At 64.2% G+C, this 14,007-nt stretch carries 1 protein-coding gene (running past one end of the window); it reads right to left on the bottom strand.

Going from position 1 to position 14,007, the window contains the following annotated elements; all coding sequences use genetic code 11:
• Window positions 1-14,007, bottom strand: partial view of a non-ribosomal peptide synthase/polyketide synthase gene (locus OUZ52_RS01695; RefSeq protein ID WP_266156574.1) — the beginning only. Its footprint begins 17,031 nt before the window's first position; 14,007 of the gene's 31,038 nt are visible here — the first part of the coding sequence; the start codon lies at window positions 14,005-14,007; its stop codon lies beyond the left edge, outside the window.

The raw sequence follows: 14,007 nt of genomic DNA, 5'->3' as shown, positions 1-14,007 counted from the left end.
CAGCGTGCGCCGTAGCGTGGCGGCATCCAGGGTTTGTCCAGTGGCGGCGACCAGATAGCCGACTAATTGCTTGTGACCGGGCTGATCCTCGCGAACGATGACCGTGGCCTGGGCCACCGACGGCTGCTGCAGCAAACAGGCTTCGATCTCGCCCAACTCGATGCGGAAGCCACGAATCTTGACCTGACTGTCGGCGCGGCCGACAAAGTCCAGCTCGCCCTGCGGTAACCAGCGCGCGACGTCACCGGTGCGATACATGCGGCGACCGTTCGGATCGAACGGATTGGCGATAAAGCGCTCGGCGCTCAGCGCCGGGCGATTCAAGTACCCGCGTGCCAAACCCTCACCGGCGATATACAACTCACCGGCCACGCCGACCGGCAACGGCTGCAAGGCGGCATCCAACACATAGGCTTGCAGATCGGGGATGTGTTTGCCGATCAGGCTATTGCTGCGCGCGGCAATCCGTTCGCGGTCCAAGGCGACAAAAGTGACGTGTACGGTGGTCTCGGTGATGCCGTACATATTCACCAGTCGCGGACTGTCTTCGGCATGCCGCTCGTACCAGTCATGCAGGCGCGCCAGTTCCAGCGCCTCGCCACCGAAGATCACCCAGCGCAGCGACAATTGCTGACCCAGCTGCGGTTGCTCTCGATCGGCCTGCATCAATTGATAGAACGCCGAGGGCGTCTGGTTGAGCACGGTAACGCGTTGTTCGACCAGCAGCGTGAGGAAGTCGGCGGGCGAACGGCTGGTGAGATACGGCACCACCACCAGACGTCCGCCATGCAATAGCGGCCCCCACAGCTCCCACACGGAGAAGTCGAAAGCGTAGGAATGGAACAAGGTCCAGACATCGCTCGCACCAAAATGGAACCAGTCCTGCGTGCTGGCCATCAGCCGGGTGACGTTCTGGTGTGGAATGACCACGCCCTTGGGCTTGCCGGTGGAGCCGGAGGTGTAGATGACATACGCCGGATGCCGGCTATGCAGCGGCTGCACGCGCTCGCGGTCGGTCGGGTTATGGGTCGGGCAGGCGGCGATGGCCGCACTGACCAAGGCATCGTCGAGGCATAGCAGCGGAGTCGCCGGGATGGCGGGCGCATATCGGTGCGCAGCGCCATGGTATTGCCCCGGGGTGCCCGACAGATCGAGTTGTTCGATCGGGCATAGCGGCGCCGCGATCACCGAATGCAACAGATGCAGCAATTGTTCGGTCAGCGATACCGCCGTGTGGCGATCGAACAAATCGTTGGCGAAAGCCAGGCTCGCCGAGATGCCCGCCGGGATACCGCCGGCAGCACGGCTCTCGGTGAAGTTGAACAGCAGGTCGAAGCGCGTGCCGCCGGCCGAACGCAAGGGCTGCGACGAGGTATCCAGCCCTGCCAGGGTCGGGGCGGTCTCGTCTTGGTTTTGCAGCGCCAACAACACCTGGAACAACGGATGATGCGAGTTGGAGCGCTGCGGATTAATGATTTCGACCAGCCGCTCGAACGGCAGATCCTGATGCGCATAGGCGGCCAGATCGGTGCCACGCACACTGGCGAGCAAATCCTGAAAGCTGGGATTGCCCGAGGTATCTACGCGCAAAACCAGAGTGTTGATGAAAAAGCCGACCAGATCGTCGAGCGCATCATCGGTGCGTCCGGCGATCGGCGTGCCGACGACGATGTCGTTACCCGCGCCATGTCGTGATAGCAGCGTGGCGACCGCGGCATGCAGCACCATGAACAGCGTCGCGCGGTTGTGCCGGGCCAGTTCCAGCAAGCCACGATGCGTCGCCGCATCGATCTCTACTTGCACATGGTCGCTGCTCAGCGAGGCCTGGGCCGGACGCTGGCGATCGGTCGGCAAGATCGGCTGCCGCGGCAGGCCGGCGAGGGCCTGTTTCCAATAGCCGATCTGGCGGGCGATGGCGCTGTCGTGATCGGCGTCCGTGCCGAGCAGGCGCTGCTGCCACAGGGTGAAGTCGGCGTATTGCACTGGCAGTTCGGCCCAGCGCGGCGCATGCCCCTGGCGGCGAGCGCCATAGGCATCGCCCAGGTCGCGCAGCAGCGGCGCTACCGACCAGCCATCGGCGGCAATGTGATGCACCAGCAACAGCAAGACGTGTTCGCTCTCGCTTAGCGCAAACAGCCATCCGCGCAGGGGTATTTCTTCAGCCAGCTTGAAGCTGTAGGCGCTGGCCTGGGTCAGTTGTTCGGCGAGTTCGGCTTCGCTGGTGGCGATGGATTCGAGGCTTAGCTGCAGCGTCTGCGGGTTGAGAATGATTTGCTCGCCGACGCCATCGGCTTCGGCAAACATCGTGCGCAGGCTTTCATGGCGTGCCACCACATCGTTCAGCGCCGCATGCAACGCGGCGCTGTCGAGTGGCCCTGCAAGGCGCAAGGCGACAGGAATGTTGTAAGGCTTCGGGCCTTCCAGCTGATGCAGAAACCATAGCCGTTGCTGCGCGAACGAGAGCGGGATGGTTGGCGGGCGCTCGCTGCGGCCCAAGGCCAATCGGGCGGCATGGCCCTGGGTCAGCTGCAACACCAGTTCGGCGATGGTCGGCGTATCGAACAAGGCATGGATGGCCAGTTCCACCCCCAGGGTCGAGCGGATACGACTGATCAAGCGGGTGGCCAGCAAGGAATGGCCGCCCAGGTCGAAGAAGTTGTCGTCGATGCCGACCGTTTCCAGGCCAAGCACTTCGGCGAACAGGCCGGCGAGGATTTCTTCTTGCGGATTGCGCGGTGCGCGGCGGCTGATGGAGCCGAAATCGGGTGCCGGCAGCGCCTTGCGGTCCAGCTTGCCATTGGCCGTTAGCGGCAAGGCCTCGAGCACGACCAGCGCCGCGGGCACCATGTAGTCAGGCAAGTGCCCGGACAGCGTGCGGCGCATGCTCGTCGTATCGACAACCTGTCCCGCGGCGGCGACCAGATACCCCACCAGCTGTTTCTGCCCCGCCTGATTCTCACGGGCGATCACCACCGCCTGGGCGACGGCAGGCTGTTGCAACAGGCTGGCCTCGATCTCGCCAAGCTCGATGCGGAAGCCGCGAATCTTCACTTGATGATCGGCGCGGCCGATAAAGTCGAGACGGCCATCGGGCAGCCAGCGCGCCAGGTCGCCGGTGCGATACATGCGCCTGCCGCAAGGATCGAACGGGTTGGCGATAAACCGTTCGGCGGTCAGCGCCGCGCGGTTGAGATAGCCACGCGCCAGGCCTTCACCGGCGATATACAACTCGCCAGCGACGCCGCTGGGCAGCGGCTGCATGGCGGCATCCAGAATGTATACCTGGGTGTTCCAGATCGGACGGCCAATCGATGGTGCGTCGGTGCTGGCCTGGTCGAGTTCGGCGAAGGTCGACCAGATCGTGGTTTCGGTCGGCCCATAGAGATTGACGACATCGGCGCCGGCGCGGTGAAGCTTTGCCGCCAGTGAGCTGGCCAGGGCTTCACCGCCGACCAGCGCGCGCAGCCCCTGCAAGGCAGCCGTGCCGGCGGCGGCCAGCTCCTGCCATAGCGTAGGCGTCGCCTGCATCATGGTGGCGCCGGTTTGCACGATGAGTGCCGCCAGCGCCAGCGGATCGAGCACGGTTTCCCGCCGCGCAAGCACCAGGCTGGCGCCGCTGACCAGCGGCAGGAAGATTTCCAGCGCGGCAATATCGAAGCCGATGGTGGTGACCGCAAGCAGCCGCTCCTGCGGGCCGAAGGCGAGTTGCGCCTGCATCGAGGCGAGGAAATTTCGCAGGCCGCGGTGCGCTATCACCACGCCTTTCGGCTTGCCGGTAGAGCCGGAGGTGTAGATCACATAGGCCGGGTGCAGCGCGGTTGTGGCGCGCACGCGTTCGGCATCGGCGATGTCGCCATCGGCACATTGGCGCAACTCGGCGATGAGCGCGGCATCGTCCAGGTTCAACCGCGATGGCACCGTCGGGAAATCGATCTCCACCGCATGCTGGGTGGCGATGCAGGCCGCACGGGCATCCTCGGCCATATAGGTGAGCCGGTCATGCGGGTAGTTGGGGTCCAGCGGCAGATAGGCCGCGCCGGATTTGAGCACCGCCAGCATGGCGATGACCATATCCACCGAGCGCGGCAGGGCGACGGCGACCATGTCTTCCGCACCGATGCCTTGGCCGATCAAGACCCGCGCCAGGCGATTGGCTTGGGCATTGAGTTCGCCATAGCTGAGCGATATCTGGTCGAAGATCAGCGCCACGGCATCCGGGGTCGCTGCCACCTGTTGTTCGAACAGCCGTGGCGTGGTCTCGGCAGACACATTGTGTGCGGTGTCGTTCCAGCCGAGCAGCAGCTGCTGCCGTTCGGCGCCATCGAGCAGGTCGATCTGCTCGATGCGTTGCCCGGCGTTGCGGGCGACGGCTTCTAACAGGCGTACTAATCGCTGCGCGATGCGTTGCGCCGAGGCGGCGTCGAATAAATCGCTGGCGTATTCCATGCTCGCCCGCAGTGTCTGCGGATTGCCGTCCAGCGCGGCGCTTTCGGTAAAGGCAAAGCTCAGGTCGAACTTGGCGATGTTTTGCTCAGTCGCCTCCGGGGTAATCACCAGCCCAGGCAAGGCCAGCGCATCGCCCATGTCGGTCTGCATCGAGACCATCACCTGAAATAGCGGATGGTGACTGTGCGAGCGGGCTGGGTTGAGAATTTCCACCAGCCGCTCAAAAGGCAGGTCTTGATAGGTGTAGGCGTTGAGGTCATGGCTGCGTACCTGCGCCAGTAACTCGCGGAAACTCGGGTTACCGGAGGTATCGGTGCGCAGCACCAGAGTATTGACGAAAAAACCAACCAGGTCGTCGAGTACATCGTCGGTACGGCCGGCGATGGGCGTGCCGATGGGAATGTCGTTGCCGCCGCCGAGCCTGGATAGCAGCACGGCCACCGCCGCGTGCAGCACCATGAACAAGCTAGCCTGCTCATGGCGGGCCAGCTCAGCCAGGCGCGCATAGGTATGGCAGTCCAGACTGAAATCGACATGTCCGCCGCGGAAGCTGGCCTGGATCGGGCGCGGCCGATCCGTCGGCAGGCTGAGTTGCTCGGGAAGGCCGGCCAGGGCTTGCTTCCAGTAACTGATTTGCGTGCTGAACGCGCTATCCGGATCGGACTCGTGACCCAGCCATTGACGTTGCCACAGCGCATAGTCGGCGTACTGCACGGGCAGTGGCGCCCATGCGGGTGTCTGGCCTTGAAGCCGCGCGGTGTAAGCCGTGCTCAGGTCGCGCGACAGCGGCGCCAGCGAGCCGTCGTCGGTGGCAATGTGATGCACCAGCAGCAACAGCACATGCTGTGATGGGCTGATCGTAAACAGCCAGGCGCGTATCGGTATTTCGTAGGCCAGGTCAAAACAGTAGGCGGCGGCCTGGCTGAGTTTGCGGCCCAGCTCGGCTTCGCTGCTGGAAAACCGTTCGAGCTGGAGTTGGCTGGCATCGTCGGCGAGAACGATTTGCTCGGCATCGCCCTCGCTGCCCTCGTCGCCGAAAACCGTGCGCAGGCTTTCATGACGCCGGACCAGATCATTCAAGGCCGCCTGCAATGCGGCCTTGTCGAGATGCCCTTCCAGGCGCAGGGCCAGCGGTATGTTGTAGGTCGCGCTGGGGCCCTCGAATTGATGCAGAAACCATAGCCGCTGTTGTGCAAAAGACAAGGCCGTATGCGCCGTGCGCGGCATCCGAGCCAAGGCCAGTCGAGCGCTGTGGCCGTAATCCAGCTGCGCGGCAAGCGCGGCCACCGTCGGCGCTTCGAACAGCGTGCGGATGGGCAGCTCGATGCCCAGCGTCGAACGGATGCGACTGACCAGGCGGGTCGCCAACAAGGAGTGACCACCCAGATCGAAGAAGCTGTCGTCGATGCCGACCGAAGGCTGCCCGAGCACCTGGGCGAACAGCCCGGCGAGCATGTCCTCTTGCGGTGTACCCGGGGCGCGGTATGGGGTGGACGAGAAGTTGGGCGCCGGCAGGGCATTGCGATCGAGCTTGCCGCTGGCGGTCAGCGGCAATGCGTCCAGCACCATCAGCGCGGCAGGCAGCATATAGGCGGGCAGGTGTTCGGATAGGCTGCGTCGCAGTGCCGCTGCATCCACGCTTTGCCCGTGGGCGGGCACGACATAGCCGATCAGTTGTTTCTGCCCGGCATGATCGTCGCGTGCGATGACCACGGCCTGGGCCACCGCGGCCTGCTGGCTCAGGCAGGCTTCGATTTCGCCCAGTTCGATGCGGAAGCCACGGATCTTCACCTGATGATCGACGCGGCCCAGGTAGTCGAGCTGGCCATCGCTGCGCCAACGCACCAGATCGCCGGTGCGATACATCCGCTGGCCGGCCGCGAAGGGATGCGCGACGAAGCGTTCGGCAGTCAGCGCCGGGCGATGCAGATAACCGCGTGTTACACCCTCGCCAGCGAGGTAAAGCTCACCGGCGACACCGCTCGGCAAGGGCTGCAATTGCGCATCCAGCACCAAGGCCTGGGTATTGCTGAGGGGGCGGCCAATCGGCGGGCATGCTTCGCTGCCGCTCTCGGCGATGCCGGCCAGTGCATAGACCGTGGTCTCGGTCGGGCCATAGATATTCGCCAAGCGGGTGCTGGGGGCACGTGCGCGTATCGTCTTGAACAAGGCCGGGGGCAACGCCTCACCGGCGAACACGATGGTATCGGCGGCGATATCCAGCGACGACTGATCCAGCAGGCAGGAGAAAACCGACGGTACGCCGCTGACCAGGCTGCCGGCCCAGGAGTCGCGCTCATTCAAGGCCAGCGCATTGCGTAGCAGTTCGATCCGGCCACCAACCACCAGCGGAGCGAAGATCTCAAATACTGAGACGTCGAAGTTCAACGAGGTGGTGGCGAGCACCCGTGACAGTCCGCGCAGTCCGATATCGGTGGCCGCCCAGCTCATGAAGTCGGTAAGGTTTTGCTGGGTAACCACCACGCCTTTGGGCTTGCCGGTGGAGCCCGAGGTGTAAATCACATAGGCCGGATGTTGCGCCAGCAAGGGGCGCACACGTTGCGCTTGGGTCGGTGCGTCGCCGCTGGCGGACGCCGATGTCGCACGCAGCTCTTCGCTGTCGATCAACAGCGGCGGAATGCTGCTTGGCAAGGCGGCAATGGTTGAGCTGTCGGCGATGATCCGGACCGGCCGGGCATCGTCGATCATCATGATCAAGCGCTCGCTGGGATAGTCCGGGTCCAGCGGCAGATAAGCCGCGCCAGCCTTGAGCACCGCCAGCAGCGCGACCATCATCTCGTGCTTGCGCGGCAAGGCGATGGCGACGATATCTTCGGCGCCGATGCCGTCCTGGATCAAACAATGAGCCAGCTGATTGGCGCGCCGGTCGAGCTGCCGATAGCTGAGTTCATCGCCGTCGCACAGCACGGCGATGGCTTCGGGTGTGCGGGCAACTTGTTGTTCGAACAGCTGCGACAGGGTCAGCGCCGGTACGGCACGTACCGGGCCGTTGCCATCAGGCAGCGATGGTGGTTGCTCAGGCTGATCGAGCAGTGCGGTCGCTGCGCCGGAGATGTCATTGCGATCGTCCGGCAGTGGGAGCGCAGGCATGATCCCGGCGGCAACGGCGACGGGTTGCTCAAACCGCGAATGCTGTGGCTTGGCGATGGGTCTGGGCAGATCAGTGATGGCGATATGGCCGTGATGGCCAGGCAGGCGCGCCGCTTCGTCGCGCCTGCTAATCAGGCGTACCGGGCGCGCATCCTCAAGCATGAAAGCCAGGCGGTCGGACGGATAATCCGGGTCCAGCGGCAGGTAGGCGGCGCCCGCCTTGAGCACCGCCAGTACGGCTATCACCAAGTCCATCGAACGCGGCAAGGCAATGGCGACAATCTGCTCCGGCCCGATGCCGTCCTGGATCAACCGGTGAGCCAACTGATTGGCGCGGCGGTTAAGCTGTCGATAGCTGAGCTCGCTGTCTTCGCATACCAGTGCGATGGCCTCGGGCGTCTGGCTGGCCTGATCTTCGAACTGCTGCACCACGGTGGCATCGGCGACCGGTGCGGCAGCGGGGTTCCATTCGCTAAGCAAGGTCAGCCGTTCGGCCGGCGTCAACAGGCTGATCTGACCCAGCGGCCGGGCGGCTTCCTCGGCGAAAGCTTCGAACCAATGCAACAGCCGCTGGGCGAATGATTCGATCGCGCTGCGCTCGAACAGGTCGGGCCGGTAACCCAATTGCAGATGCAGCTGCTTGCCGGGAACCGCCCACAAACCCAGCGGATAATGCGAGCGCGCACCGCCCTGGCCGCCGTTGAATTCGACCTGCAGCCCTTCTTCACGTGTTGCCACGGCCTCGGGGTCGAACGGGTAGTTTTCGAACACGATATGGCTGTCGAACAATTCGCCGAGTCCGGCGATCTGCTGAATCTCGATCAATCCGATGTGGTTGTGTTCGAGCAGGCGTACTTGCTGCTCTTGCACCCGCGTGACCAGGGCGGGCAGCGTTTCGCCGGGCGTCCATTGCAAGCGCAGGGGCAGCGCGTTGATCATCAAGCCGACCATTTGTTCGGCGGCGTGCAATTCGGCGGGGCGCTCGGCCACGATGATGCCGAACACCACATCGTTGCGTCCGGTCAGGCTGCCCAGACCCAGGCCCCAAATGGTTTGCACCAAGGTGTTCAAGGTGACGCCGAGACGGCGCACTTTCTGCTGGATGGCGGCGGTCAACGCCTCGGGCAAAGTCAGCGTCAGCGCCTCTTGCATGGCACCGATGGCGGATGCGCCCGGGGCCACCCGGGTCGGCTCTTCCAGCCCGGCAAAGTGTTGCGCCCATGCAGCCTGTGCGGCGCCGCGGTCTTGTTGCTTGATCCAGGCCAGGTAATCACGGAACGGAGTTACCGGCCGCAGAGAGCTGGCGTCGCCTTGCGTCTTGTACAGCTCCAGCAAATCGCCGAGCAGGATCAGCCATGTCCAACCGTCGATCAGTACATGGTGGTTGGTGCAGACAAAGACATGCCGTTGCGCCTCCATGCGTACCAGGGTGAAACGCATCAAGGGCGGCTGCGCCGGATCGAAACGGCGTGCGTGATCGTCGCTGAGGATGCCTTGCAGTTCGCGCTCGCGCTGCTCTTGCGCCAGTGCCGACAAGTCGAGGTATTGCCACGGCAAGGTGACCTCGTGCGGAATGATCTGCACCGGCTGGTCGAGGCCTTCGTGGACAAAGCCCGCACGCAGGTTCGCGTGACGCTGGAACACCCCGTGCGCAGCCGTGTGCAACCGTGCCGGGTCCAGTGCTCCATGCAACTGCAGCACACGCTGCACGATGTAGCTGCCGGTATCCTGTTCGTCGTATAGCGCACGGAACAAAAAGCCTTGCTGCATCGGTGACAGCGGCAGGATGTCGGCGATCGCGGGGTAGCGCGCTTCCAGCTGTTCGATCTGCGTTTGAGTCAACGCGACCAGCGGCACGTCCGAAGGCGTGAGGCCACCCGCGTTGGGCTGTTTCGCGCAGTTGGCCAATGCTTCCAGGGCGCGGAACCAGGTTTGCGCCAGCTCGCGCATATCGGTTTCGGAAAACAACTCGCCAGCCCACGACCAGTGCGCGGTCAGTTCGGCACCCTGGCTGCGGTCGTAGGTAATCGCATTCAGCGAGATGGCATAAGGCAGTGGCCGCTCCAGGTCGGTGCCGCTGTTGAGGCCACCGGTCGCGATAGCGGTTTCATCGCTGCGATGTTCCGAGGCACTGAAACGGCCCAGGTAGTTGAAGCCGATCTGCGCCGGCGCCGCGCTGGCCAGGATCTTGGCCGAGGCCGGATTGAGGTAACGCAGCAAGCCGTAACCCATGCCGTTGTCAGGCAACTGGCGCAGTTGTTCCTTGATGCGTTTAAGCGCGCGGCTCAGCAGCTGGCCGCTGCCAATGGCTTGCTCCAGGTTATGCGTGCCTGCATCCAGGCTTACCGGCACATGGGTAGCGAACCAGCCGACACTGCGCGACAGATCGATACCGTCAAAAATATCCTCGCGGCCGTGGCCTTCCACATCCACGCGCACCGCCGATTCGCTGCCGCGCCCGCGCTGATGACGCCAATGCGCCAACGCCAGGGTAAAGGCGGTCAGCAAGACATCGTTGATGCGCACATGGAAGGCTGCCGGTACGCGGGTCAGCAGTTCCGCCGTGATGGCCGAGGGTAAGGTCACGCTGTAGCTGGCCGCTGTTCTGACGGTATCGCGCGTGGTATCCAGGCGGCGCGGCGATAGTAGTGGGTCCGCGCGTTCGACGATGGCCTGCCACAAGGGCAGCTCGGCCCAGCGGGTTGGCGTCGACGCTTCGGCGGCCAGCCGCTGCGCCCAGCGTCGATACGAGGTGCTGGCCGCATCGAGTACCAGACGCTGGCCGGAAAGGCTGGCCTCACAAGCGCTCAGCAGATCCGGCGCCAGGATGCGCCAGGAGACACCGTCCACCACCAAGTGATGCAGCATCAGCAGCAACAGGCCAGGGGTGCCCACGGCGCGTTCGAAGAACACCGCTTGCACGACGCGACCGGCTTCCGGGTCCAGGCGTGTTTGGGCGAGATCGCGCTCGGCATCGATACGCTGGCGCAGTTCGTCGAGGCTTAGGGCGGAGACGTCGATGGCCTTGATGCCATCGGCGGCGCGGAAGGCCTCGCGAGGCTGGATATCGATCATTGCCCCCGCTTGATCGGCCTGTTCGGCAGCGCGCTGCAATCGCAGTCGCAGCACATCGTGATGTTCGACCAGCGCTTGCAATGCCGTGGCCAGCTGAGCCGCATCGAGGCCAGCTGGCAGTGCCAGCAACATCGACTGATTGAAGCGCTGGATCGGGCCGCCGGTATCGAGCAGGCGGTGCATCACTGGGGTCAGCGGTGCCATGCCGATGGCGACATCGTCGCTGACCGTTGCCGTTACCAGCGGCTGGATCATCGCGGCCAGGGCAGCGACGTTTTGATGCAGGAAGATATCTTTGGGCTTGAGCAGCAAGCCGGCCTTGCGCGCGCGGCTGACTAGCTGGATCGAGCTGATGCTGTCGCCGCCGAGGTCGAAGAAGCTGTCGTCGATGCCGACCGCGTCCAGCCGCAACACCTGCGCGAACAAGCCGGCAAGGACTTCCTCCTGCGGTGTGCGCGGGGCGCGCCGATCCGCCGAGGAAAAATCCGGCGCCGGCAGCGCCTTGCGATCCAGCTTGCCGTTGGGCGTCAACGGCAGCGCCGCCAGCACGACGATGGCGCTGGGCACCATGTAATCGGGCAGCTGTTCGGCCAGTTCGCGACGCAGCGCGGCCGGGTCCAGGGTGTGCCCGGCGGCGGCGACGGCATAGCCGACCAGCTGCTTCTGGCCCGGATGATCCTCGCGGGCGATGATCACGGCATGCTCGACCGCCGGCCGCTGTTGCAGGCGCGCCTCGACCTCGCCCAGTTCGATGCGGAAGCCACGGATCTTGACCTGATGATCGATGCGTCCGAGGTAATCGATCACCCCGCTGGGCAACCAGCGCACCAGATCGCCGGTGCGATACATGCGGCTACCCGGCTCACCGAACGGGTTGGCGACAAAGCGCTCGGCGGTCAGCTCGGGCCGCTGCCGATAGCCACGGGCCAAGCCGGCACCGGCGATATACAACTCGCCGGGCACGCCCTCCGGTACCGGCTGCAAGGACGCATCCAGCACATACAGCTGGGCGTTCCAGATCGGACGGCCAATCGGAATGCTGTGCGCGGTGCTGACGTCGTCGGTGATCTCAAAGGTGGCGCAGCCGACGGTGGTCTCGGTGGGGCCAAAGTGATTGATTAACCGCACGTCGGGAAAGCGCTGCTGCCAGAAGGCGATATCGGCCGGGACCATCGCCTCGCCACCGGTCATCAGCGTCTGCGTCGGGCTGGCCGCCAGACTGCTTTGCAGGTTTTGATTGATCAGCTTCAGATGCGAAGGCGTAACCTTGACCAGGGTGTACGGCACGGCCTCACCGGGACCGTTGCCCAGTCGCTCGACCTCGTCGCCGGCCGGCAAGGCGGTCAGCGGCTGGCCGGCGATCAAGGCACCGAAGACGGTGGTGATGCCGGCATCGAAGCTGATCGAGAAGACCGTGGGCGAACCGCCCTGAGATAGTTCGGGGTGCTGGTAATAAGCCTGCCGATCCCAGCGCAGATAATTGGCGATGGCGTGGTGCGCGATGACCACGCCCTTGGGGCGTCCGGTGGAGCCGGAGGTGTAGATGAGATAGGCCGGGTGCGCCGGCTGCAGCGGCTGCAGCCGTTCGGCCTGGGTGGGATTTGTCGAGGGCATCGCGGCAAGCGCTGTCTGCACCTCGGCGGCATCCAGCAGGCAGCGCGTCAGCGACGACGGCAAGCTATGGGCCTGTTCGGCAAAGCTGAGGGCAACAGCCGGCTGGGCGTCCTCGATCATCAAGGCCAGGCGCTCGGCCGGATAATCCGGGTCCAGCGGCAGATAGGCGGCACCGGCCTTGAGCACGGCGAGCAAGGCGACAATAAGTTCCAGCGAGCGCGGCAAGGCGATGGCGACGATGTGCTCGGGGCCGATGCCTTGCTGGATCAGGTAATGGGCAAGCCGGTTGGCTTGTTCGTGCAAGGCCTGATAACTAAGCGACTGGCCTTCGAAGATCAGCGCGGTGGACGGCGACGCGGCATGCGCTTCGAACAGTTCCGGCAGGGTCGCGGCGGGCAGCGGCTGGGCGGTGTCGTTCCAGTGGTACAGCAGGCGGGTGCGCTCGTCAGGGCGCAGCACGCTGACCTGGCCGACGGTGTGATCCAGATCGTCGGCCAGGGTTTCGAACAGACCTTGCAGACGCTCAGCGATGAGCTCGACGGCGGCGCGGTCGAAGGCATCGGGGCGATAGCCCAGGCGCAGTTCCAGCGAGGCACGCGGAATCGCGCACAGGCCCAGCGGGTAATGGGTGCGGTCGCCGCCTTCGCGGCCGACATAGTCAACCTGCAGCTCATCGGCCGAGCGTGCATCGGGCGAGATCTCGCTGATCGGCGCGTTCTCGAAAACCACATGGGTATCGAACAGCTCACCCAGGCCGGCGATGCGCTGAATATCGCTGAGGCTTAGATGCTGATGCTCGATCAGGCTGGCTTGCTGCTCTTGCAACAGCCGCAGCAGTTGCAGCAGCGTTTGCGCCGGGCGCAACTGCAGGCGCATGGGCTGCGTATTAAGCAGCATGCCGACCATGTTTTCCACGCCGGCCAATTCGGCTGGCCGGCCTGAAACGGTGACGCCAAAGACTACATCGCTACGGCCGCTTAGGCGGCCAATCAATAGACCCCAGGCCGCCTGCACCAGGGTGTTGACGGTAAGCCGGTGGCGGCGGGCCTGGCGGGTCAATGCCTCGGTCAGGGTTTCCGACAGATGCAGGCTAAAGGTCGCGGTAGGTGGCGCGGTAGCCGGCAGATGACTGACCAGGCGACTGGGATCTTCCAGGCCTTCGAGATAATCGCGCCAGGCGTTGCGCGAGGTCTCCGGATCTTGTTGCTTGACCCAGGCCAGGTAATCCCGATAGGGCGTGACTGGTGCCAGCGCCGAGGCGTCGCCGCGGCTTTTTTGCAGGGCAAACAGCTCTTTCAGCAGAATCGGGATCGACCAGCCATCGAGCAGGATGTGATGGTGGGTAAAGACCAGCCGGTGGCGACCGGCATCCAGCCGAATCAGGATAAAACGCAGCAGCGGCGGACGCGCCGGGTTGAAACGTTGCTGGTTGTCTTTATCGAGCACGTTTTGCAGCTCGCGCTGCTGCGCGGCCTGGTCCAGCGCGGACAGATCGACGAACTGCCACGGCACCGTGATGTCGCGTGGAATGATTTGCCGTGGTTGCTCAAGCCCTTCGTGCACGAATGCCGCGCGCAGATTGGGGTGCCGTTGCAACAGCGCGTGTATGGCCGCCTGCAGCGCTTCCGGCTCCAGTGGTCCGGTCAGCTCGAACACCAACTGGATCTGATAAGCATCGGCGGCTTGCTCGTCATACAGCGCGTGAAACAGTAAACCCTGCTGCAGTGGTGCCAACGGCAGAATTTCGGCAATTTTCGACAT

Source organism: Dyella silvatica (assembly GCF_026283955.1).
In the GTDB taxonomy this organism is placed as follows: domain Bacteria; phylum Pseudomonadota; class Gammaproteobacteria; order Xanthomonadales; family Rhodanobacteraceae; genus Dyella_C; species Dyella_C silvatica.
The sequence above is the reverse complement of the archived record's forward strand: the minus strand, read 5'-3'. Positions and strand labels throughout refer to the sequence as shown.